General features: G+C 56.8%; 22 protein-coding genes. 7 read left to right on the top strand and 15 right to left on the bottom strand.

Annotated elements, in window-relative coordinates:
* Window positions 1-764: transcription termination factor Rho (gene rho, locus ACFDSS_RS00520; protein WP_375253792.1), on the bottom strand; the 764-nt coding region annotated here is incomplete at its 3' end.
* Between the two features lie 119 nt (window positions 765-883).
* Complete coding sequence (gene hemJ, locus ACFDSS_RS00525) at window positions 884-1,333, bottom strand: protoporphyrinogen oxidase HemJ (protein ID WP_375253793.1); 450 nt, start codon at window positions 1,331-1,333, stop codon at window positions 884-886.
* A 405-nt stretch (window positions 1,334-1,738) separates the two neighbouring features.
* Between hemJ and ACFDSS_RS00530 the strand changes: the two genes are divergently transcribed.
* The 4 genes from ACFDSS_RS00530 to dnaQ are packed head-to-tail and all read left to right on the top strand — an operon-like array spanning window position 1,739 to window position 4,473.
* Window positions 1,739-2,338, top strand: coding sequence for a Maf family protein (locus tag ACFDSS_RS00530; RefSeq protein WP_375253794.1), 600 nt, complete (start codon window positions 1,739-1,741; stop codon window positions 2,336-2,338).
* On the top strand, window positions 2,335-3,162 hold the full coding sequence (locus ACFDSS_RS00535; RefSeq protein ID WP_375253795.1) for a shikimate dehydrogenase: 828 nt from the start codon (window positions 2,335-2,337) through the stop codon (window positions 3,160-3,162). Before ACFDSS_RS00530 ends, ACFDSS_RS00535 begins: the two co-directional genes overlap by 4 nt.
* Complete coding sequence (coaE, locus tag ACFDSS_RS00540; protein ID WP_375253796.1) at window positions 3,159-3,749, top strand: dephospho-CoA kinase; 591 nt, start codon at window positions 3,159-3,161, stop codon at window positions 3,747-3,749. Before ACFDSS_RS00535 ends, coaE begins: the two co-directional genes overlap by 4 nt.
* Complete coding sequence (gene dnaQ, locus ACFDSS_RS00545) at window positions 3,742-4,473, top strand: DNA polymerase III subunit epsilon (RefSeq protein ID WP_375253797.1); 732 nt, start codon at window positions 3,742-3,744, stop codon at window positions 4,471-4,473. Before coaE ends, dnaQ begins: the two co-directional genes overlap by 8 nt.
* Here dnaQ and secB read toward each other — a convergent pair.
* Together secB and ACFDSS_RS00555 are read right to left on the bottom strand one after the other, a co-directional pair.
* Window positions 4,470-4,988, bottom strand: a complete 519-nt coding sequence (gene secB, locus ACFDSS_RS00550) for a protein-export chaperone SecB (RefSeq protein ID WP_375253798.1) — start codon at window positions 4,986-4,988, stop codon at window positions 4,470-4,472. The two genes, dnaQ and secB, sit on opposite strands and share 4 nt — an antisense overlap.
* Window positions 4,989-5,046: 58 nt before the next feature.
* Window positions 5,047-5,535: an FxsA family protein gene (locus tag ACFDSS_RS00555; RefSeq protein WP_375253799.1), complete on the bottom strand. Its 489-nt coding sequence runs from the start codon at window positions 5,533-5,535 to the stop codon at window positions 5,047-5,049.
* 111 nt (window positions 5,536-5,646) lie between these two features.
* Between ACFDSS_RS00555 and ACFDSS_RS00560 the strand changes: the two genes are divergently transcribed.
* The 3 genes from ACFDSS_RS00560 to ACFDSS_RS00570 are packed head-to-tail and all read left to right on the top strand — an operon-like array spanning window position 5,647 to window position 7,853.
* Complete coding sequence (locus tag ACFDSS_RS00560) at window positions 5,647-6,309, top strand: Tim44/TimA family putative adaptor protein (protein WP_375253800.1); 663 nt, start codon at window positions 5,647-5,649, stop codon at window positions 6,307-6,309.
* 18 nt (window positions 6,310-6,327) lie between these two features.
* The gene (locus tag ACFDSS_RS00565) at window positions 6,328-7,269 is read left to right on the top strand and encodes a murein transglycosylase A (RefSeq protein ID WP_375253801.1); all 942 of its coding nucleotides are present in this window, start codon (window positions 6,328-6,330) and stop codon (window positions 7,267-7,269) included.
* Window positions 7,269-7,853 carry a Smr/MutS family protein gene (locus tag ACFDSS_RS00570; RefSeq protein ID WP_375253802.1) on the top strand — a complete coding sequence of 195 codons (585 nt, stop codon included), beginning with the start codon at window positions 7,269-7,271 and terminating at the stop codon, window positions 7,851-7,853. The genes ACFDSS_RS00565 and ACFDSS_RS00570 overlap by 1 nt, the downstream gene beginning before the upstream one ends.
* On the opposite strand, the gene ACFDSS_RS00575 is transcribed toward ACFDSS_RS00570, so the two are convergent.
* The 11 genes from ACFDSS_RS00575 to tsaE form a co-directional block, all read right to left on the bottom strand.
* Window positions 7,836-9,071: an MFS transporter gene (locus ACFDSS_RS00575; protein WP_375253803.1), complete on the bottom strand. Its 1,236-nt coding sequence runs from the start codon at window positions 9,069-9,071 to the stop codon at window positions 7,836-7,838. The two genes, ACFDSS_RS00570 and ACFDSS_RS00575, sit on opposite strands and share 18 nt — an antisense overlap.
* 43 nt (window positions 9,072-9,114) lie before the next feature.
* Window positions 9,115-9,390 (bottom strand): hypothetical protein, encoded by a 276-nt coding sequence (locus ACFDSS_RS00580; RefSeq protein WP_375253804.1) that lies wholly within the window; start codon window positions 9,388-9,390, stop codon window positions 9,115-9,117.
* Window positions 9,391-9,393: 3 nt separating this feature from the next.
* A complete protein-coding gene (gene hslU, locus ACFDSS_RS00585) occupies window positions 9,394-10,704 on the bottom strand; it encodes an ATP-dependent protease ATPase subunit HslU (protein ID WP_375253805.1) in 1,311 nt (436 codons plus the stop codon).
* 8 nt (window positions 10,705-10,712) lie between these two features.
* Window positions 10,713-11,780 (bottom strand): hypothetical protein, encoded by a 1,068-nt coding sequence (locus ACFDSS_RS00590; RefSeq protein ID WP_375253806.1) that lies wholly within the window; start codon window positions 11,778-11,780, stop codon window positions 10,713-10,715.
* Window positions 11,781-11,784: 4 nt separating this feature from the next.
* Window positions 11,785-12,345, bottom strand: coding sequence for an ATP-dependent protease subunit HslV (hslV, locus tag ACFDSS_RS00595; protein WP_375253807.1), 561 nt, complete (start codon window positions 12,343-12,345; stop codon window positions 11,785-11,787).
* 353 nt (window positions 12,346-12,698) lie between these two features.
* Window positions 12,699-13,019 carry a thioredoxin gene (gene trxA, locus ACFDSS_RS00600; RefSeq protein WP_375253808.1) on the bottom strand — a complete coding sequence of 107 codons (321 nt, stop codon included), beginning with the start codon at window positions 13,017-13,019 and terminating at the stop codon, window positions 12,699-12,701.
* Window positions 13,020-13,079: 60 nt separating this feature from the next.
* Window positions 13,080-16,424: a double-strand break repair helicase AddA gene (gene addA / locus ACFDSS_RS00605; RefSeq protein WP_375253809.1), complete on the bottom strand. Its 3,345-nt coding sequence runs from the start codon at window positions 16,422-16,424 to the stop codon at window positions 13,080-13,082.
* On the bottom strand, window positions 16,421-19,348 hold the full coding sequence (addB, locus tag ACFDSS_RS00610; protein WP_375253810.1) for a double-strand break repair protein AddB: 2,928 nt from the start codon (window positions 19,346-19,348) through the stop codon (window positions 16,421-16,423). Before addB ends, addA begins: the two co-directional genes overlap by 4 nt.
* The gene (locus tag ACFDSS_RS00615; protein ID WP_375253811.1) at window positions 19,341-20,012 is read right to left on the bottom strand and encodes a nucleotidyltransferase family protein; all 672 of its coding nucleotides are present in this window, start codon (window positions 20,010-20,012) and stop codon (window positions 19,341-19,343) included. The genes addB and ACFDSS_RS00615 overlap by 8 nt, the downstream gene beginning before the upstream one ends.
* On the bottom strand, window positions 20,009-20,980 hold the full coding sequence (locus ACFDSS_RS00620) for an aminoglycoside phosphotransferase family protein (RefSeq protein ID WP_375253812.1): 972 nt from the start codon (window positions 20,978-20,980) through the stop codon (window positions 20,009-20,011). The genes ACFDSS_RS00615 and ACFDSS_RS00620 overlap by 4 nt, the downstream gene beginning before the upstream one ends.
* Window positions 20,973-21,437: a tRNA (adenosine(37)-N6)-threonylcarbamoyltransferase complex ATPase subunit type 1 TsaE gene (gene tsaE / locus ACFDSS_RS00625; RefSeq protein WP_375253813.1), complete on the bottom strand. Its 465-nt coding sequence runs from the start codon at window positions 21,435-21,437 to the stop codon at window positions 20,973-20,975. Before tsaE ends, ACFDSS_RS00620 begins: the two co-directional genes overlap by 8 nt.
* Between the last annotated feature and the right edge of the window lie 5 nt (window positions 21,438-21,442).

Below are 21,442 nucleotides of genomic sequence, written 5' to 3' on the forward strand. Positions count from 1 at the left end.
GCTTTCTCAATCACCATTTCCGACACCGCAACGTGGCGTGACGCAGGCTCATCAAACGTCGACGACACAACTTCCCCCCGAACAGAGCGCTGCATGTCCGTCACTTCTTCAGGGCGTTCGTCAATCAGCAAAACAATCAGATAGCATTCCGGGTGGTTCTTCTCGATCGAGTTCGCGATATTTTGCAGCAGAACAGTTTTACCCGTCCGCGGTGGTGCCACGATCAAAGACCGCTGTCCCTTACCAATCGGAGAGACCAGATCAATAATCCGGGCAGACCGATCCTTAACCGTCGGATCCGCGATTTCCATATTCAGCCGCTCATCAGGATAAAGCGGTGTCAGGTTATCAAAAGCGACTTTGTGCTTGGCCTTCTCTGGTTCTTCGAAATTAATTGTCTCAACAGATGTCAGCGCAAAATAGCGCTCACTGTCATTCGGCTCCTTCATGACACCGTCAACAGTGTCACCGGTGCGCAGCGAATGCTGGCGGATCATGTCAGGCGACACATAGATATCATCAGGACCCGGCAGGTAATTCGCCTCAGGCGACCGCAAGAAACCGAAACCATCCTGCAAGACTTCCAACACGCCATCACCACCGATGACCCATTCTTCATCTGCCCGCTCTTTGAGAATGGCGAACATCATATCGCCTTTCCGCATGGTGGAGGCATTCTCGATCTCCAGCTCTTCGGCCAGCGACAATAGGTCCTTCGGGCTCTGTGCTTTCAGATCAGCCAGGTTCAGACGGTGTTGTGACATCAATATACCTCTGGCCCACATGGTGCAGGCATCTTTTCTTTTAGAAATGGAAAACCACAGTCCCGGACGGGATGCGTCCTGAGACCTAATCAACCCCGGTTCAAGAGTCAATTGATCGCTTAGAACGGCCTGACAACAACGGCAACCACGATGAACACCATCAGCACAGTCGGCACCTCGTTAAACACCCGATAGGTCCGCCCTGACCGCATGTTGGCTCCCGCAACAAATTCCTTGCGGCGGGCGCTCATCCATCCATGTGCCCCCGTCATCACAAAAACCGACAACAGTTTCACCCAAGACCAACCAGCGCCCCAATCAAAGGCACCCAGACCGATCATCAGCAAACCAGCGATCCAGGCGACAATCATCGCCGGGTTCATAATGACACGAAGCAATCTCTCTTCCATGATTTGAAAAGTTTGATCCAACTCGGATCCCACCGTCGCCCGCTCTGCATGATAAACAAACAAACGCGGCAAATAGAACAAACCCGCCATCCAGGCGATCACAGCCATGATATGAATGGCCTTAATCCATGGATACAAACTATCTAGCAAGCCGGTCATTGTTCCACTCTCTTCTTCGCCCTGTCTTACTGAATAAATATAAGAAGAAAGAAAAGATGTTGTTGTAGTTTGTGTCCCTGTTTTCTGTGGGTTGTTGTTTTATACCCAATCTTATCCAATCGCAAAGAAATGCGCCAATGTAAGAAGACCAGCGGTTGAAAGACATAAATGCTATTTCTATCAATATGTTAGATTGACATCATATTTACTGCACAGGTATTGACACTCTTGATTTGCAACCAGATGACTGAGTCCTCCACAGGTGAAAGTTATCCCTATTCACAAAGCATAACGTGTGGTCTTTTTGCCCAAGCTGCGGCAGTTGTCCTCAGTAAAGCGCAACCCGCTCTTTATCCATATACCTATGCGCCGTAACACACAGCGATTATCCCGAAAGTTGTCCACATGACCGCACCGCTTATCCTCGCATCAGGCTCAGAAGTCCGGGCCCAGCTTCTTGAAAATGCTGGCCTTGACTTCACCGTCGTGAAGCCCCGCGTCGATGAGGAGGCCGTAAAAGCTTCTTTGCAATCCGAACAGGCATCGCCACGCGATATTGCCGACACGCTGGCCGAATTGAAAGCTCAGCGGATTGCCGCAAAACACCCAGAAGCGCTTGTCATTGGGTGCGACCAGGTCCTTGCAATGAACCAAACCATATTCTCAAAACCAATATCCCCCCGGGAAGCATTGCGACAACTTCAAACCCTGCGCGGTCATAACCACCAACTTTTGTCCGCTGCCGTGATTTACGGCGATGGCAAACCGCAGTGGCGGCATGTCGGTGTTGTGCGGCTGCAAATGCGTGAGGCATCGGATGAATACCTGACGGGCTACGTCGACCGCAATTGGGACAGCATCCGTCACGCTCTAGGCGCCTACAAACTGGAAGAAGAAGGAGTGCGCCTTTTTTCACGCATTGACGGAGATTATTTCAACGTCCTTGGCTTGCCCCTGCTGGAACTCTTGTCATACCTCACGCTTCGCGGAACATTGCCGACATGACCCAAATACCACGCGCCGGCGTGATCGGTAATCCGATCAGCCATTCCCTTTCACCCAAATTGCACAGCTACTGGCTGAACCGCTATGGCATTGAGGGCACATATACGGCGATCAAAGTGACCGAGGACAAACTTGAGGAAACGTTGCGCGACCTGCCCAAACAAGGGTTCATTGGGGCGAATGTCACGCTGCCGCATAAAACAAGCGTGATGCAGTTTGCCGACAATATCACGGATCGCGCCACGCTGATCGGTGCGGCGAATACATTGATATTCAAGAATGATGGCCGCATTTTTGCGGATAACACGGATGGCTATGGTTTCATGGCAAACCTGCGCCAGGGCGCTCCTGAATGGGATCCCAAATCAGGCCCTGCGGCGATCTTTGGTGCAGGTGGTGCTGCGCGCGCCATTATCGTGGCCCTCGCAGATGCTGGCGTGCCGGAAATCATTATCTCCAACCGCACACGCGCGAAGGCAGAAGCCTTGCGCGCGGATTTCGGCGCGCGGATTTCGGTGATTGACTGGGTGCAGGCCGACCAAATGCTCGAAGAAGCCCGAACCGTCATCAACACCACGTCACTGGGTATGGTTGGCGCCCAGGAATTCAAAGTCCCGCTCAATGGATTACGCAAAGATGCGGTTGTGACGGATATCGTCTATAACCCCCTCAAGACCCCGTTCCTGCTTGCGGCTGAGCAACAAGGCTGCCGCACGGTCGATGGTCTTGGAATGCTCTTGCATCAGGGCGTTCCCGGATTTGAACGCTGGTTCGGCCAGCGCCCCGAAGTGGACGAAGCCACCAGAAAGGCCGTGCTTTCATGACACATCTTTTGGGCCTGACCGGTTCAATTGGCATGGGCAAATCGACGACAGCCCAGATGTTTCGTGATGCCAATATCCCGGTTTGGGATGCAGATGCGGCGGTTCACGCGCTTTATGCACAGGGCGGAAAAGCGGTGCCAGCGTTTGAAGCCCATTTGCCGCAAGCGGTCGTCAATGGTGCTGTTGACCGCAGCGCACTCAAGGACATGCTTTCTGCCGACCCAGCGCTGATAAAGAGGCTTGAGGCGATTGTTCACCCACTCGTTGCAGAACACCGCATGAATTTCCTTGAAAACAACAAGGGTCCATTGGTCGTTCTCGATATGCCGCTTTTGTATGAAACCGGTGCGCAAGACTGGCTCGATTCCGTGCTGGTTGTGACGGCCCCTGCTGATGTGCAAAAACAACGGGTCATCGCGCGCGGAGTTATGACGGAAGAGATATTCGCGCAGATTCTGGATCGCCAACTGCCGGACGCCGAAAAACGCGCGCGTGCGGATCATGTCATCGAAACACTGACGCTGGACGCCACGCGCGAAGCGGTGCAAAATCTGATCTCCGAAATCGTAGGGGCGGATGATGCGTGAAATTGTTCTGGATACAGAAACCACCGGCTTTGAGCCAACCGAGGGTGACCGCATCGTTGAGATTGGTGCGATCGAACTCATGGGCCATGTGCCCACAGGCCGGACTTATCACCAATACATCAATCCACAACGATCCATGCCAGCAGAGGCCTTTGGCGTCCATGGGATTGGTGCGGATCTTCTTGAACCACCACAGCAACCCAAGCCAGGTCAGGAAACGTTGCGCGACAAGCCTCTTTTCAAAGACATTGCGCAGGATTTCATTGATTTCGTCGGCGAGGCAAAGCTCGTCATCCACAATGCCGCCTTCGATATGAAATTCCTGAATGCAGAACTTGGCTGGCTCAATCGCCCACTGCTCCCCTTGGATCAGGCAATTGATACGCTTGCTATTGCGCGACTCAAATTCCCCGGCTCACCTGCTTCACTGGATGCGCTTTGCCGCCGTTTCGCGATCGACAACAGCTCTCGGACGCTGCACGGCGCATTGTTGGACAGTGAAATTCTCGCAGAGGTCTATCTGGAGCTGATCGGCGGTCGTCAGCCTGATTTTGCACTGGCCGCGGATACACGCAGCCGCAAATTGGACGGGTCTGGCGAAGAATGGCGGCCAACCGCGCGCCCAACCGCGCTCGGTTCACGTCTCACAAAAGAAGAGGCCGCCGCCCATGATGCTTTTGTTGAAAAGCTGGGCGACGGCGCAATCTGGAAGAAGCAGGCTTAATTTACTGTTTCGTTCGCTTTTTCAGCTTCCGCACGGCGGGCTAGCTCTGATCGATAAAGCGAAAGGAAGTCGATCTGCTCCAGGTTCAGCTGCGGGAAACCACCGTCGCGGGTAACGTCACTGACGATGCGGCGCAGGTAAGGGAATGTGATGCGCGGGCATTCGATCAGCAGATATGGGTGCATCTGCTCCTCAGGGACGCCTGTGACTTCGAAAACACCTGCATATTCGATCTCAAGCACGAACAATGGTTCGGACTTTTCCTTGGTCTGGCTGGTCACGTTGAGCTTGGTGATAACCTCATACTGGTTTTCCGGCTTGCGCTTGCGCGCGTCCAGATTGACCTGCACCTGAATTTCAGGCTGCGCGTCGCCGGTGACACCCTTCTGCGCGAGGATATTCTCGAAGGACATATCGCGAATGTACTGCGCCAAAACGCGGCTGTTGATCTGAGGTGCCGCTTGGGCGTCTTGCGGTGTTGCGGCGGCTTCACCGTTTTCTGGCGTATCGGCCATTGGAATTAACTCCGGTTAAATAGGGTTCGCGCGTTCCTATCAGCCAAATTCACGAGGCTCAATCCCGCGTCCACTCTGAGGGTGTCCTGGGCTGCTTTTTCTGTGCGGGCGTGACGTCTTTGAAATCGCCGTCGATCACACGATCACCGCTTGGTGGTTGTCCGGGCGCTGGTTCTTGCTGCCCCATTGAGAAGCGCTGCACTTTGACCTTCGACTTGGCCCAGATGAACGCAGCACGCCGCACCCCCGGCACAAGCAACGATAATCCCATGACGTCCGTGAAAAACCCCGGTGTCAGCAATAGCGCGCCTGCAAACAGGATCATCGCACCATTCGCCAAAGGCTCTGTCGGGTCATCAAGCTCGGAAAATGACCGTTGCAGGTTCGCAATTTCGCGCAAACCCTGATTTCGCACCAGATAGGAGCCCGCAATCGCCGTCCCAAGAACGATCAGAAGCGTCCACCAGATGCCAATCAGCCCGCCAACCTGAATAAACAGCGCGATTTCGATCATGGGAACGGCGATAAACGCCAGCAAGAGCCACATCGTGTCAGCCTTTCATAACATGTGCGGGGCTAAGGTGGACTTGGCCCGACCCCCGCCCTACATAGGGAACGTAAGGGTGTGTTTCCATGCCTTCTCCGAAACGAGGTCCCAATGAACTCTCCGATTATTCAGCTATTGGTGCTTGCTGGCATCGCTGTCTTTTTGATTTTGCGGCTTCGCGGTGTGCTTGGCACCCGTGAAGGATTTGAAAAACCTGCGGTGACGCGCCGCGAAAATGAAGGTCGCGCGGCAAAGCGTGATTTTGATGTGATTGAAGGTGGTCCCGATCTGGACATCACAGATCATGTTGAGGAAGGGTCGGTTTCCGCCAAAGCGCTCGCCACGATGAAGCGGGTTGACCCTACTTTCAACGTCTCGGAATTCCTTGGCGGCGCCCGTGGCGCTTATGAGATGATCCTGATGGCATTTGAAAACAGCGAACTCGACAGCATCGTCCCCTTTATTTCCGAAGATGTGTATGAAGCTTTCGCCTCTGTCGTTGATGATCGCCAGCGGCAGGGTTTGACTGTTGATGCCAAGTTTATTGGTATCAGCGATATGACGCTTGCCGCTGCCGCTTTTGACGAAAACACAAAAGAGGGGGAAGTGTCCGTCCGCTTCAAGGCTGAGCTGACGTCGGTCGTCCGCAACGCCGAAGGTGAGGCCATCGAAGGAAGCGAGAAAGAGATCAAACGCCAGAAAGACACATGGACGTTTGCACGGGTCATGGATTCAAGCGATCCAAACTGGCGCTTGGTTGCCACGGGCGAGTAATCGCCCGGTGTTTGGCGCATGGCCGATCTGAAATATACCAAGCTGTCTTTTGAAGACCTGAAGGGGTGGGCCGATGACGATCATCGGGCCGCCCTTGATGTTTATGGCACCACCGCGCCCCAAGCCCTGCGCGAAAGGGCGGCGATTGCGCCCGTTGCACGCGGGTTCTTTGAGCAGGACTTTTGTCCGGTTCTGATTGAAGATGGGGCCGACATGGTTTTTACCGGATATTATGAGCCGGAATTCGCTGCGCGTCGGACGCCGGATAGCACCTATTGCCACCCTATCTATGGCACGCCAGCGGATCTTGACCCCGAGGAGCCCTACCACACCCGCCGCGAAATCGATCAAGACGCAACACTCGCCGATCAAGGGTTGGAGCTTGCGTGGATGGCAGACCCTGTTGATCTGTTTTTTCTGCAAGTTCAGGGGTCAGGCCGCTTACGATTGCCAGACGGGAACATGATGCGCGTTGGATTCAGCGCCAAGAATGGCCACCCCTATACCTCTGTTGGTAAAACTCTTATCGCGCGTGGAGAGTTTCTGCCCGACGATGTTTCACCCGAAGCGATCCGCGCTTGGATTTCTGAGAATGAAACCGCCGGACGCGCGCTTTTATGGGAAAACAAAAGCTACGTTTTCTTCAAGGAGATTACTGAGATACCAGCCGACCAAGGCCCATTGGGTGCGATGGGACATTCGGTGACCGCAGGCCGTTCAATCGCGGTTGATCCTGCGATCACACCGCTGGGCGCTCCCGTTTGGATCGAAACCAATGGGATCACGCCAATGCATCGCTTGATGGTTGCGCAAGATATCGGATCAGCAATCAAGGGCGCGCAGCGGGCGGATATATTCTTTGGCAGCGGCGAAGGGGCCGGAAAGCTGGCAGGCCAAGTCAACGACGGTGGGCGCATGATCGTACTGATCCCGCGCGGAATGGCGGCGGGGCTGAAGTGATGCGCAAACCACGTCATCTTTCATCCGAAGAACGCGCCTTATGGGACCGCGTGGCGGAACGGGCAACGCCGTTGCACCCAACAAAGCAGGCACCTGACCGCGCGCTTTCGCCAAAAAAAGCGCCTGCTGACATCCCATCAGAACCGCTGCCATCCTTCAGGGTTGGTCAAAAGACCCCTGCCGCGCGCCCGCATGATGTGATGCGCCCGCTTGTTGATCGCCTCGCGGCCGCGCCTGTGAATATGGACACCAAGTCGTTTGGCAAAATGAAGCGCGGCAAACTCAAGCCGGAGGCGCGCCTTGATTTGCATGGCATGACTTTGGCTGAAGCGCACCCTGAGCTGATCGCTTTTATCTTAGGGTCTCAGGCCGTTGGCAGGCGTCTGGTCCTGGTCATAACAGGCAAGGGAAAAGACCGTGACGATGGCGGTCCAATCCCGACCCGCTTTGGAGTTTTGCGCCATCAAGTCCCGCAGTGGATGGCCTTGCCCCCGCTTTCGCAAGCTATTTTGCAAGTCACGCCAGCGCATCTGAAACATGGCGGACACGGCGCTTATTACGTTTATCTAAGACGCAGCAGATAAGGATAACCACGCTTTGCGCGTCGGGATGATGAGGAGCAGCGCAGCGAATGCAAAAACAGCGGCATACCCAAGTTGCTGGATCTCAAACCCTATGCCGATGTCAATCAACCAACCGCTCAGCCCCGGCCCGATCGCAGAACCCAATACCATCAGCGCGGCTGCCGCTGACTTGATCGCACCAATGTGCTTTGTGCCATAAAACTCTGCCCAACAGGCGTTGAGAAGCGTCGATTGCCCTCCGCCCGCAATCCCCATCAAGATAACCGCGATTGCGGTCCAGACCAGACTTGGCGCATACCAATTCAGGATAAAGGCGATGACCAGCGGGATCAGATAGACCGGCAGAAGTCGTGTCGCGCCAATGCGGTCAATGGCCCATCCATAGCCGATCGTTGACAATGAAAGCGCCAGGGTGCCCAGCGGAAAAACCGAAACCAACGCCAGATGCGTCCAGCCTTTGATTTCGGCGAAATGGACCTGGTGAAACCAAAACGCGGTTCCAAATCCTGAAAATGACATGACCGCGGGTACCATTGCCCAAAACAGCGGATGGCGTAATGCATCCGCCCGTGTCCAGTGCCGGCCACCCATGCCGGTCGCGGGTTCTGTTTCGGCCATGGCTTGTGGGGTACGTTCCAGCCGCAATAGCCGATACAAGACAAAGCTTGCCAGAACGCAGAACCCGGCGAAGTAGATCCAAAGCGTGCGCCAGTCGACCAAGGTCTTTAACCAAACCATCGTCAGCGGTAGCGTTGCCTCACCGATCATGAAACCAAAGGCGGCGACAGCCAGCGCCCTGCCGCGCGTCGCAACAAACCAGCGTGACATCGCGACTGTCGCGACATGGGTCGTCATGCCCTGGCCCGTAAACCGCAGCGCGAAGATGACAAATGGCAAAAGGGCCGCAACGGGATTGAATGCCATGAAAAGAGAGGCCGATGCCAACATCAATACGACTGCAATGCCCAAAGTGCGCACGCGGAAGTGGTCTGCCAACCCTCCGGCGAAAACCATCACGACGGCGGAGGCCCCGGTGCCGATCATATAGATCAGACCCCAGTCGCCGTTGCTGAGCCCGTAAGCCGCGCGGATTTCGCCACCGAAGATGGAGATAAAGAACGTCTGCCCGAAGCTGGATAGAAACGACAGCAACACGCCCGTTCCGAGGAAGGGCAGGTTTTCGCGGATGAACTTGATGTATCCGATTTGCGCAGTCATGCGCCTTTGATGGGCCGTGGTGTCCTGAGGTGGAAGCGTTAAATCACCGGTCCTGCCAATTATGATAGCGGCGTACCAATTCGGTCTCGCAGATTTTGAAGCCGATGTAGCTCAGCAGTGCGATGGCAGCGGAAACGAAGATTTCTGCCAACTGCCAAAGCGCGCCTTCTTGCACTGCGGTCCAGCGGTATTCGCGCAGGAAGGAAATGTTGGCCATCGACATCTGAAACAGGTTCAGTGTGGCATAGGCGAACACGACCGTTAGCAAGCCAGCGATCAGCAAGACCAGAATAACGGGATATGTCCTTACCCGCAGCACTGTTTACAGAACGTAGCGGCTGACATCTGTTGAGCGTGACAGCTCTCCCAGATGTTTTTCAACGAAATCGGCATTAACCGCGATCGCATCACCTGCGCGGTCCGGCGCGTTGAAAGACAAGTCCTCGAACACCCGTTCAATCACCGTATAAAGCCTGCGCGCGCCGATGTTTTCGACCGCTTCGTTCACTTCTGCCGCGATCTTGGCCAGCGCTTTGATGCCATCTTCGGTGAAGGTCACTACGACCTCTTCGGTTTTCATCAAGGCGGAGTATTGCAGTGTCAGCGCGTTATCGGTCTCTGTCAGGATGCGCACGAAATCTTCCTCTGTCAGGGCGCGCAACTCGACACGGATCGGCAGACGGCCCTGCAATTCCGGCAGCAAATCGGACGGTTTCGCCACGTGGAACGCACCAGAGGCAATGAACAGAATATGGTCTGTCTTGATCGGCCCGTGCTTGGTTGAAACAGTCGTGCCTTCGATCAATGGCAGCAGATCACGCTGCACACCTTCGCGTGACACATCGGCGCCACGGGCATCCGCGCGGGCGCAAACCTTATCGATCTCGTCCAGAAACACGATGCCATTTTGCTCAACCGCTTCAAGCGCAGCCTTCGTCACACTTTCGTCATCGAGCAGCTTGTCGGCCTCATCTGCAACCAAAGCCTCATAGCTGTCGGCAACTGTCATCTGCTTTTTGACAGTGCGGCCGCCCATGGCTTTGCCGAACAATTCGCCGATATTCATCATACCGCCCATGCCAGCACCGGGTTGTCCGGGGATTTCAAAACCGCCCATGGGATTGGAATTATCTGCCAGCTCCAATTCAATCACCGTGTCGTCCAATTCGCCAGATTTCAGCTTGCGGCGGAAAAGATCGCGGGTGCTTTCGCGCGCATCGGTACCTGCAACTGCGGTTATCACACGTTCTTCGGCAGCAGCGCGGGCCTTCGCTTTGACGTCCTCGCGCAGGTCATCGCGGGTGTCGATGATGGCGGTATCCACCAGATCGCGGATAATCTGTTCAACATCGCGGCCGACATAGCCAACTTCGGTGAACTTCGTGGCTTCTACCTTCAGGAAAGGCGCGCGGGCGAGCTTGGCCAACCGACGCGAGATTTCCGTCTTGCCGACGCCGGTCGGTCCGATCATCAGGATGTTCTTCGGATAGACCTCATCGCGCAGGTCATCGCCCAATTGCTTGCGCCGCCAACGGTTGCGCAGGGCGACGGCAACAGCGCGCTTTGCGTCCTTTTGGCCGATAATGAACCGGTCGAGCTGCGAGACGATTTCGCGGGGGGTCAGGTCTGTCATATCAGTCCCTATACTTGAGAAGGAGGAAGGCGGTGCAACGGGATAAAGCCGGGCATCAATCGCAGGATGCGCGCGCGGATTTTTTCCCAGAAGGCACCAAGCAGAAGAAGGACAACGCCGAGGGCCAGAACCGTCACAGCCGCCCCGTCACCGTCAAAGACGGCAGCGGCGAGGGCGACGATGTACCCAATCGCGGCAATCAGGAACGACCGGCGGTCAATGACAATCGCGACAACGGCGAACATGGCAAGCACACCAAGCAAGATCAGGTTCGCGCCTGCGCCCTCTTGGTCCAGCAACGACAAGGCCATCGTGTTTACCAATGCGGGTGCAGCAACCACATGCAGCCAGAAGCCGTTTGCAGATCGCGAAGTCACGCGGTGCGGGTCGCTCATGTCGAAGGCCATTGCGACGGCAAAGACCAGAAGGCCCAAGATAAGCGTAATCCAGGCGAAAGGGCCCCCGGCGGACAACAGGAAGAATTCACTGAAGTCAGCCACGCGCCCTTCGCGGCTGGCGACATAGACAATGGCCACGACGAACAGGCCGACCGCAATCATCGCCATCGCAAATGGCACGCGGAAACGCCACCAGTAGATCAGAATAGTCAGCGTCGCGAGGAACAGCGGAAACGGCACGCTGGAATAGTCGTTTTGCGCGACCATAAACGGCTCTGACATGATGGCGATGAAACCGAATGCCGAATTCGAGGCGAACATTATCAACAGCGCCATCGCGGGCCCGATCATGCGCCGCACACGGACGAAGTATTCCGACAACAGCCAAATCACGACTGCGCCCGCGCCTGCAACCAGCATCGCATATCGCTGCAAGTTTGGCGCTTCGTCGATCAAGATCAGCGTCACGACGCTCCACCACCCAAAGGCCAGGATGAGCAGGCCAATGACGATGAACACCTCGTTGAAGCCTTTGAAAAGCTCAAACGGCTCGTCGCCCGGCGAAAGGTTTTCGCGCGCACCTTTGCGGCTATGCGAGAGGTTTATCAGTCCGGCGGCTTGCCGTTCACTAATCAATCCGCTGCCGACGGCAGCGCGAAGGTCTTCTTGTTCGATCATTGGATCAACTGCCCATGATCGTTTCAACGGTCAGCTTGCCGTTGGTGTAAACGCAGATATCAGCCGCAATCGCCATCGCATCGCGGGCAATCGTTTCGGCGTCTTTGTCCGTGGACATCATCGCGCGGCCAGCCGCGAGGGCAAAGTTGCCGCCCGATCCGATAGCGGCGATGTCGTGTTCAGGCTCCAGCACATCACCGGCGCCGGTGATAACCAGCAACTCTGTCCCGTCGCTGACAATCAGCATCGCCTCCAGCTTTTGCAGGTATTTGTCAGTGCGCCAGTCTTTTGCTAATTCAACAGACGCGCGGGCGAGCTGCCCCGGCGTCGCTTCGAGCTTCTTCTCAAGCCGTTCAAGCAGGGTGAAGGCGTCAGCGGTTGATCCCGCAAACCCGCAGATCACGTCCTGCCCGCCCGGTGACAAGCGGCGGACCTTGCGTGCGGTGCCCTTGATGACGGTCTGGCCAAGGCTGACCTGCCCGTCACCCGCGATGACAACCTGCCCGCCCTTGCGGACCCCGATGATTGTCGTGCCGTGCCAACCGGGGAAATCTGTGTCTGCCATCGTCTGCTCCTTGTCGTCCCCGTCTATATGGCCGCGCTTATGCAGGCAAACAACCCCGCACCGCTGGTTCGCCCTGATCCCAGCGATAGGTTCCGCGATAGAAGCGCGCGCGACACTGTCACCTTCTATCTGCACCCCAGGCTGCGCGCCCGTGCAAAGAGCGGCAACCATAATTTCATCATATAGGTTTGAATGTGGATGAGATCGGCGCTGAACAGTCATTTGCAAAAGTGCGGGACCATAAACCGGACTTTGCAGGCCACATACAGCGGTTCCTGCGTGGGCACGGCTGGCCCGTCTAAACGAAAAAGGGCGCCACAACGGGCGCCCGATCTCAAAACCTTGAAATGTGTTTAGATCGAGTCTTCGATCCAACCCTGAATGGCTGCTTTTGGTGCGGCACCCGCTTTGTTGGATACCACTTCACCGCCCTTGAAGACGAATAGCGCCGGAATACCGCGCACGCCCATCTGAGCCGGCGAATTCGGGTTTTCGTCAACATTCACTTTGACGATTTTGACCTTGCCTTCCATCTCAGCCGACAGCTCTTCCAGCGCGGGGCCGATCTGTTTGCATGGACCACACCATTCTGCCCAGAAGTCGACCACGACCGGGATATCGGACTGGCGGACTTCGGCATCAAAAGTTGCGTCTGTTACTGCTACGGTTGCCATCAGGTTACTCCTTGGCGAAAAATCACTGGAAGGTGAAACTATGAACCCGGAAGGGATTGGTCAAGGTGTCGCAATGTCGATTAATGCTTGGTGAAGCATATCTTCGGGAATGACCATCAGAGACGCCGCGTGTGTCCAGAGAATTGCGACCTCGATCTCGTGATTGGGGTAAATTGCAGCAAGTGCATAATAATACGCCGCCATCTGACGTAGCAGGCCAAGCGGCGTGTCTGACGGCGTGCCGGGGACGATCCGGTTGGACTTGTAATCAATCGCAATGATCTTCTGGTCTGCGATCAACAGCCGGTCAATCGCGCCATGGATGCGCCCGAGACCGGGAACATCAGCCGTAACATCGACCTCTGCCAATGCGGCAGCATCCCAAATCCATGCAAGCGCCCTCTGTTCAATGAGCTGCATCACATCCGTGACCAATCCTGCGTCTTGATGCCCGACAAGCTGCATCCCAAGCGCCTGGCGATCCGCTTTGTCGGCCAATGGAAGATGTTCCAGCAACCGATGGATCAGTGTCCCGCGCAGAAGTGCGGCATCAGTATCGCCATCGTCATTTTCGCCGGGCATTGTCTTGGCGCCACCAAGGTCGGAAGGCGCGCGCGTCTTTGTCCTTTCGGGAACGGCAACAGAGCCAAATTCAGGTGTGTTCGTGTCTGTTTTTTTCGTCTCGGCCTGCGCAACGCGGGGGCCTGCGCCCCAGTCAAATTCCGCAACACGCCTGATGTTCAATTCGCCCGAAACCGCATCAACATCAACATCACCGCGCCGGGCCATCCCGTCTGCGACAATATTGTACCAACTGGCATCACCCTCACCCACGTCACCCGCAGCGCCAACAATGAGCCATTTTTCCGCACGCGTCATCGCCACGTAAAGCAGCCGCAACCTTTCGCGGGCTTGTTTTGCCATCACAGCATCGCGCAACGCCGTGACGGCAGGTGCAGAGGCTTTCGCGGGCGTTTTCCAGATAACGTGACCATCGGCGGGCAGCAATTCCTGTCTCACCCGAATATCGCGCTTTGCGGTATCGGGCAGGATGACAATCGGCGCCTCCAATCCTTTGGCGCCATGCACGGTCATCACCCGAATGCGGTCGCCCTGACTGTCCATCTGGCGTTTCACCTCAAGGTCGTCGGTTTCCATCCACGTCAGAAATCCTGTCAGACTTGGCACGCCGGTGCTTTCATAAGCGAGCGCCTGAGACAAAAGCGCGTCGATCCCGTCCTCCGCCTCCGGGCCCAAACGAGCAAGCAGCAGGCGGCGGCCATTGTGACGGGTAAGGATCCGTTCAATCAGATCGTAGGGCCGCAGAAAATCGGCGTTGGCGCGCAAATCCTCAAGGATACCGCGCGTATCAGGATAGTCCGCGTTGCGCAGCGCTTCCCACAGGTATGCCTTCCCACGATGGTGAGCGAGGGTGAAAAGGTCTTGCTCTGACCAGTCAAACAAGGGTGACCGCAGTGCGGCAGCGAGCGAGAAATCATCCTCTGGCAAGGCCAGAAACCGCAGAACAGCGGCGAGGTCCTTCACCGCCAGTTCTGCCCCGACACGCAGGCGGTCAGCGCCCGCGACATCAAGTTTGGCGGCTTTGCAGGCGCGGATGATCTCTGCGAATAGCTCCGATCGGCGTTGCACGAGGATCAGAAAATCGCCCTCCGTGATGGCGCGGCGCCCCATCGTGCCGGACCCGTCCATTTCGACAGGCAGCGTTTCATTGGCAATGATGTGCTTGATCTGCGCCGCGACCTGATCCGCCATTTTGACGGTGTGGTCGGTGGCGCTTGGTTCATCCACCGGCTTGAACCACTCGCGCGGCTCTTCAGCGCCGGATTTTTCGACGACGGGCCAAAGATCGACACGGCCGGGCATGTTTTCCTTGAAAGCGATGTGGCTGAGCGCGTCGTCCATCCCCGCCGCGCGGTCGCCCGTGAACGTCGCGTCAACGACCGACAGGATTGCCTGCGCCGACCGAAACGAATGGTCAAGCGAGGTCACATTGAACGGTTTGTTTGCCGCCTTGTGGTCATTGTTGAAGTGTTCGCGCATATGGTCGAAAGCGTCAGGATCAGCGCCTTGAAATGAATAGATCGACTGCTTCTTGTCGCCAACAACGAAAACTGTCCGCTCGCGGTCCGGCTGTGCGCCCGCGCCGGATGCAAATTCCTGTGTGAGTTGCTTGATGACTTCCCATTGCGTCGGGCTGGTGTCTTGCGCTTCGTCTACAAGGATGTGGTCAATGCCGCCATCCAAACGGAACAGAACCCACTGCGCGACCATCGGATCGACCAACAGGCCCTTTGCCTTTCGGATCAGATCGTCAAAGTCCAAGGCGCCCATGGCAAGCTTGCGTTCTTCATAGGCGGGCACGAAAATCTGTGCGAAATCATAAAGCGCGCAGGTCCGGTCATAGGCATCCATTGCCCAAAGATGGGTTCGGGCTGCGGCCGTGCGGTCCATCCAGTCATGCACGTCATCCGCGATCGGGGCCATCGCCTCTACCGCTTTCTTATGTGCGCTCTGCGGGTAGTTCACGGATTTTGAATTACTGGTTCCAGCATAAAGAAATAGCCCGAAAAGCGTCTCTAACGCCGCCCAATCAGGGTTTTTGAGGTTAAGTGCCGCGAGCGCCGCTGCAAAGTTTTTATATGTTGGGGATTGGCCATTGAATGCGCGTGTCAGCGCGTCGACAATCGCGGCCTCACTGTTGTTGAAAGCCATCGCCAGCGCATCTTCGCGCTTTGCATCATGCCCCAGGTTCAGCGTGGATTTGATTGCGGCCTGCGATAGCTCCTTGGCAAAGCTGTCCTGTTTTCCGGCGATCTCGGCGGTGAACTTCCCAAGATCATCACCAGTGAAATGCGACAGCAAGCCATGCACCACCCCGGCGTTGTCACCAAGAAGCATTTCATCAACGACATCGGCCCTGAGGATTTCAGCGTCGCGGTCTTCCATCTCGCGGAATTGGGGGCTGACCTGCGCTTCGAGCGGGAAGCGGCGTAGGACACCCGCGCAGAACGAGTGGATTGTCTGGATTTTCAAGCCGCCCGGTGTTTCAATTGCTCGCGCAAACAAGGTGCGCGCAACGGCCAATTGCGCGCCGTCGATCCTGCGGTCAACGCCAAGCCCCTGCAATTCTTCGCGCAGCGCGCCGTCTTTCATCATCGCCCACGCGCCGAGCCGCTGGAACAGTCGGTTCTGCATCTCCGCTGCGGCGGCTTTGGTGTAGGTGAGACAAAGGATGTTCTGCGGTGAAACCTCTTCCAGCAACAAACGCGCTACGCGGTCTGTCAGCACGCGGGTCTTGCCCGACCCGGCATTCGCCGACAACCAAGTAGAGGTGCGCGGGTCGGCGGCGTCGACCTGTCGCTGGGTGGCGTCGTTGCGGATCATTTCAAGACCACCGGTTTGGGGGCCTCATTGGTATCCCATTCGCCGTATCGTGACAGATGATCGTATGGGCTGTGGTCGGATTTCAGGAATAGCGCAAGACGCGCTGTATAGCCGCGGTTCTGTTGTTGCCAGCGGGCAAAAAGCGTCTCTAACTCTGCCCAAACGCGGTCAGTCGGGTGATCTTTGAGCGGTGCCGGGACAGTCTTCATCGCCGCATTCACACCGACAAATGACGCTCCGGCGACCTGCTTTGCGCCGACCTTCCCGAATGCCCCCCGTTCCACCATCGCGGCTTCCAGAAGCAACTGCTTGTCAAATACCTCTTGCTGCTTTTTGGAAGGTACGGCGCCGGTTTTGTAGTCATAGATCAAGGCTTGGTTGTCTGCGGTCAGATCAATCCGGTCGGCCTTGCATGTCAGAGTGACGCCAGACGCGCCAACGGCGATCTGGCCACGCGCTTCGACAATATATTGCACCGCCTCTGCCTGGCGTTCCGCTTCATCCGCCAGAAACTGGTCCGCCACCCTGTCCATCCGCGCCATCCACTGGGCCCGGATCGTGGGCCAGGGGCAATGCGCATAAAAGGCGTCATGCGCGATCTTCATTAATGCCGCGCGATCATCGGGCCCATGCCCGTCTTTGATGAATGTCTCAAGGATGTCATGCACGATCGTGCCGCGCAGCGGGGCATCGGCGGTCGGAACAAGAGGGTCCAAAGGTTCGAGCTTCAACGTCTTGCGCGCGTAGATCGCGAAAGGGTCGCGGATCAGTGTTTTGATTTGCGTGACCGAAAGCTGATTGGGGCGCGCTGCAGGCGGTGGGCGTGGTGACGGGCGCGGCGCGGGGGCAGTCCGCCTTGCAGGGGCAGAGAGTCTTGCCGCCATCGCCGCCCATCCATCACCGCGCGCGCGCATCGCCTTCAACGCGACGGGTCCGTTGCCTTCTGGAAGGCCATCTAGCAGGTTCGTCAATCGGTTGACCCAACGCGACGGCACTGTTTCAGCATCGGCAGAGCGTTTGGCCCGCGTGATCCAAACCTCTTTTCCGGCAATCGCCTGTTGGTAGTCATGCGCCGACAGTCCAATCCGGCGTTCCGGTAACAAAAGTCCCGCTTTTGCCCGCATCACACGGTTAAGCCATGGATCCGGTCGCGGCGCTTCTGGCCACACACCATCATTCATCCCGCCAAGAATAGTGAGGTCAACACCCTGCACCCGCGCCTCCAGCGTGCCCCAAATCAGGATACCCGGGTGGCCTGCATCGCGATCGCGCACCGTGCCTTCGCTGACAACGGCCCCGAAAAGCGCCGCGTAATCGCGCGCTGTCATGTTGCCGCCAGCAGGGGCCGCTTGACGCAAGCTATCGCAAATGCGCGCGGCCTCGCGCCCGGCGGCCTCATGCCACAGCCCGCCCGATCCGGGCGCGTTTGGACCGGCTGCAAGGGCTTCGGCCAGTTGCAAATGGTGCGCAAGATAAACCGGGAGCGGCTTGACACCGGCCATGTCATGCCCTGTGACAAGTCCGGCTAACCAGTTCATCCAAACGGCGCGATCATCGGCTTTCTTTGCCCAATCATGCAAATCATCCGCTGTCGGAAATGGCGGCCCGAAACGGCGCAAATGCAATTCAAGATCACGCGTGTGCCGCAAATGGTCGCCGCGTTCAGGATGTTCGGAATGGCACAGCGGATGTTTCAATAAAGCTAGCAGCGCTTCACCATTGAGCGGCTGCCCAAAAAGATCGGCGATATGTCGCAGGAAACGCCCCGGCGGAGACAGCGCCAAAGGCGTGCCTGCGCTATCGTCTGGCTTGATGCCCCAACGATCAAGCGCGGCAGTCACCTGACGGGTCAGCATCCTGTCGGGCGAAATCAGCGCCGCTGTGACACCTTCTTCTGCGGCTTGACGCAGGCGCAGTGCAATCGTTTCGGCTTCTGCGCGAGGGGATTTCGCCTCAACAAGGGTGAGCCCCTCGGTCGCGGCGGTCAGATCACCAAGGGCCGGGCCTTCGGCTAACCATTGGTTGGTGACGGGCGCCGGGCGCAGCGATAAAGACACCAGTGCATTGCGTTCGGCATTCGCAGGGCGCGCGTCCGTCCATGGTATGATGTCGTCGTGCTTGAAGCCGATCAAATCCATCAGTTTGCGGAACCTGAACTGCGGGTGGTCCTCTGCGGTCATGGTGTCGTCCATGGCGTCCCAGACGGGGCCAGGTAAATCTGTGTCGAACCCCGGCAGGATGATCGCGCCTTGCGGCAATCGTGCGACGGCTTGCATGAACAACGCGGTGGCACCACGCGACCCGGTTGAACCTGCGACGACAATGGGGTGGTCAGGCGGGTTTTCCGCCCAACGCGCAGCCAATGCGGAAATCACCATGCGCTGCCGCGCTTCCTTGTCAGGCCTTTCCTGATCGCTGGCAAAATACCTGTTGATGATGGTCAGGAACTGCAACGCGCGCTCCCAATGCCCCGATTCATCCACGACATCAAGCTGCGCAATAATATCAGGGCTGACGCCTTCGCCCTGCATCTCGTCCATCAGATTGGCAAGGCTGTCCGACAAATCATAAAGGGCCGCGCGTGGTGCCAGATCAGGTTGCGTTTCCAATAGCTTGCTGACAAAGACCGACAACTCCAACCGGCGCTCAAGCGGTGACACCGCAGGCGGCAGGGCCAAAGACACAGGGTCATCGGCGAGGTCAGTGACAAGGCGAATGCGCGGCAACAATCTTGGTGGACCTGCGTCAAATACCTCTTTGATCCGGCGTTGCATACGGGTCGTGTTGACGTAGATTTCGATGCGCGCCCACGCCTCCGGGGTCAGATCTGCACAGCGCGTCGTGAGCCCGTTCACGAAGTTCTGTGCGAAATCCACACCCAGGCCGTTGGAAAAAATACGGGGTGATGTGCCGGGCTCAAACATTGAGCATGGCCTCTGCAAGGGGAATGCTGCTGGGCTGGCCCACGTCGCACCATTGCCCGTCATATCCCACCCCATAAAGCCCGCCACGACGGGCGATAATGTCCCATGCAATATTCATGGAAAACGCGGATTCCTTGATTTCCGAAAGCACGCCGGGCCGGATGATCTGTGCGCCTGTGTAGATCATCTCAGGAGCGCGATTTAGCCTGCCGGTATCATCAATCTTGAAATCGCCAGCGCCGGGATGGCCCCGCACGTTGTCTTTGCTTGCAAGCAGCAGGAGAGTCTCCATCTGTGGTTCCCATGCATTTTGCAGGATCGTGATCGGGTTCGGCCCCTGCCAGACGGCATCTGTGTTGATGGTCACGATCGGGCCGCATCCGAGCATTGGAAGCGCCTTTCGCAGACCGCCGCCTGTTTCAAGCAGCGCATCGGTTTCATCAGAAAATGTGATAGTTCTGCCGGCCAAATGCGCCTTGATGATCTCAGGCAGATAATGGAGGTTGATAACTTTGGGGCCAACATCGGCCGTATCCACAATGTCGAGCGCGTGATCCATCAGCGGCTTTCCAGCGACCGATATCATCGGTTTTGGCCGATCTTTTGTCAGGTCCTTCATCCGCGTGCCTTTTCCGGCAGCGAAAAGCATGACCGGCATCGTCATGGCCGCAACCTTTCCAGCAATGCAGGTGTCGGTGCGGGTATGCTGTCCAAAACCGCTTGGCGAAGGTTGCCAAGTGCGGGGTGGGACATGCCGTTTTCGATATGCCCCCACACGCGCGGCATCAAACCGAGGTATTTTTGCTTTCCATAGCGAAGCGAAAGCTGGGCGAAAACCCCAAGAATACGCAGGTTTCTCTGAACACCAAGACAGGCGAGCTGAGCGGTAAAATCCGGGTTCGCGCCGATGGCCTGCATGAAATACGTCGTCATCTGCCTTGCTGTTTCGGAGCTGACGTCACGGCGGGCATCCGTGAGCAGCGAGGCGAGATCGTAACCCGCCGGCGCCACAAACGCGTCCTGAAAATCAAGCAGACCTATGCAGTCAAGCGCTTCGTGACGATCACGCCAGATCAGGTTTTCGGCATGGAAATCCCGCAATGCCAAAGTCGTTGCTTGTGCGGCATGTTTGGAAAGTGAAACCTGCATTTCCAGGACCAAATCGTTGATCGGATTTTGGCAGTAGAATTCTCCCGTCAGGCGGATCATTTCACCCCCCAGTTTGGCAGTCATTGTCTTAAGGTTTGAGGGCGCTGCGATGTGATGCAGCCGGACCAAGACATCGGTTGCGACTTGGTAGAGGCGCGCCTCATCCATCGGATTGCGTTGCAGCCAAGCGGCAATGTCGGCTGATCCCAAGTCAGAAATAATCATGAAGCCCAGATTGCCGTCATGGGCAAGAATATGCGGCGCCTGAAGCCGCGCCGAGAGTAGCAGTTGCGCGATTTCGGCGAAGGCATTGGTGTTGCCGCCGTGCGCAGGGTTGTCATCCATCACAATGACTGTGCGGCCTTCTTTGCAAAGCCGCCAATAGCGCCGGTTTGAGGCGTCATCGGTCACAGGTACCCATTGCCAGTCGCGCCAGATGGTTTGCGCCACGAATTCCTTCAGCAAGATCGCGCGGTCAGTCATTCAGGGCCACCAACCGTCTCGCCCATGTCTCGGGCCCCGCAATCACAAGATCATGTGCCATGTCCCCAGCACGAAAGGAAAGCCGCAGCGCGTTGCCGGGTGCCGCATTGCCCAAACGATCAGGCCATTCGATCAGACAAATAGCGGTCTCAAAGGCATCTTCCAGACCCAGTTCAAATGCTTCGTCTGGATGGCTGAGCCGGTAAAGGTCGCAATGCCAGATGTCCCCGTCCGGGGACTCATATGTTTGGACAAGCGTGAAAGTGGGGGATGGCACATCTTCTTGCCGACCCAAACGCGCCCGTATCAATGCGCGTGCGAATGCCGATTTTCCGGCGCCGATGTCACCCTCCAGCAGCAGCGTGTCACCAGAGGACAGGATCGGCGCAATTTTAGCCGCAAACCGGGCCGTTGCTGTTTCGTCTGGAAGCGCGATTTCATACAGAACAGGGTGCATATCGC

This window comes from Yoonia sp. (assembly GCF_042093035.1).
GTDB lineage: Bacteria > Pseudomonadota > Alphaproteobacteria > Rhodobacterales > Rhodobacteraceae > Yoonia.

Bases quoted from the DNA above. Each gene is read 5' to 3' on its own strand.
- hemJ (WP_375253793.1), bottom strand. From the start codon at position 1,333: ATGACCGGCTTGCTAGATAGTTTGTATCCATGGATTAAGGCCATTCAT.
- ACFDSS_RS00530 (WP_375253794.1), top strand. From the start codon at position 1,739: ATGACCGCACCGCTTATCCTCGCATCAGGCTCAGAAGTCCGGGCCCAG.
- ACFDSS_RS00535 (WP_375253795.1), top strand. From the start codon at position 2,335: ATGACCCAAATACCACGCGCCGGCGTGATCGGTAATCCGATCAGCCAT.
- coaE (WP_375253796.1), top strand. From the start codon at position 3,159: ATGACACATCTTTTGGGCCTGACCGGTTCAATTGGCATGGGCAAATCG.
- dnaQ (WP_375253797.1), top strand. From the start codon at position 3,742: ATGCGTGAAATTGTTCTGGATACAGAAACCACCGGCTTTGAGCCAACC.
- secB (WP_375253798.1), bottom strand. From the start codon at position 4,988: ATGGCCGATACGCCAGAAAACGGTGAAGCCGCCGCAACACCGCAAGAC.
- ACFDSS_RS00555 (WP_375253799.1), bottom strand. From the start codon at position 5,535: ATGTGGCTCTTGCTGGCGTTTATCGCCGTTCCCATGATCGAAATCGCG.
- ACFDSS_RS00560 (WP_375253800.1), top strand. From the start codon at position 5,647: ATGAACTCTCCGATTATTCAGCTATTGGTGCTTGCTGGCATCGCTGTC.
- ACFDSS_RS00565 (WP_375253801.1), top strand. From the start codon at position 6,328: ATGGCCGATCTGAAATATACCAAGCTGTCTTTTGAAGACCTGAAGGGG.
- ACFDSS_RS00570 (WP_375253802.1), top strand. From the start codon at position 7,269: ATGCGCAAACCACGTCATCTTTCATCCGAAGAACGCGCCTTATGGGAC.
- ACFDSS_RS00575 (WP_375253803.1), bottom strand. From the start codon at position 9,071: ATGACTGCGCAAATCGGATACATCAAGTTCATCCGCGAAAACCTGCCC.
- hslU (WP_375253805.1), bottom strand. From the start codon at position 10,704: ATGACAGACCTGACCCCCCGCGAAATCGTCTCGCAGCTCGACCGGTTC.
- ACFDSS_RS00590 (WP_375253806.1), bottom strand. From the start codon at position 11,780: ATGATCGAACAAGAAGACCTTCGCGCTGCCGTCGGCAGCGGATTGATT.
- hslV (WP_375253807.1), bottom strand. From the start codon at position 12,345: ATGGCAGACACAGATTTCCCCGGTTGGCACGGCACGACAATCATCGGG.
- trxA (WP_375253808.1), bottom strand. From the start codon at position 13,019: ATGGCAACCGTAGCAGTAACAGACGCAACTTTTGATGCCGAAGTCCGC.
- addA (WP_375253809.1), bottom strand. From the start codon at position 16,424: ATGATCCGCAACGACGCCACCCAGCGACAGGTCGACGCCGCCGACCCG.
- addB (WP_375253810.1), bottom strand. From the start codon at position 19,348: ATGTTTGAGCCCGGCACATCACCCCGTATTTTTTCCAACGGCCTGGGT.
- ACFDSS_RS00615 (WP_375253811.1), bottom strand. From the start codon at position 20,012: ATGACGATGCCGGTCATGCTTTTCGCTGCCGGAAAAGGCACGCGGATG.
- ACFDSS_RS00620 (WP_375253812.1), bottom strand. From the start codon at position 20,980: ATGACTGACCGCGCGATCTTGCTGAAGGAATTCGTGGCGCAAACCATC.
- tsaE (WP_375253813.1), bottom strand. From the start codon at position 21,437: ATGCACCCTGTTCTGTATGAAATCGCGCTTCCAGACGAAACAGCAACG.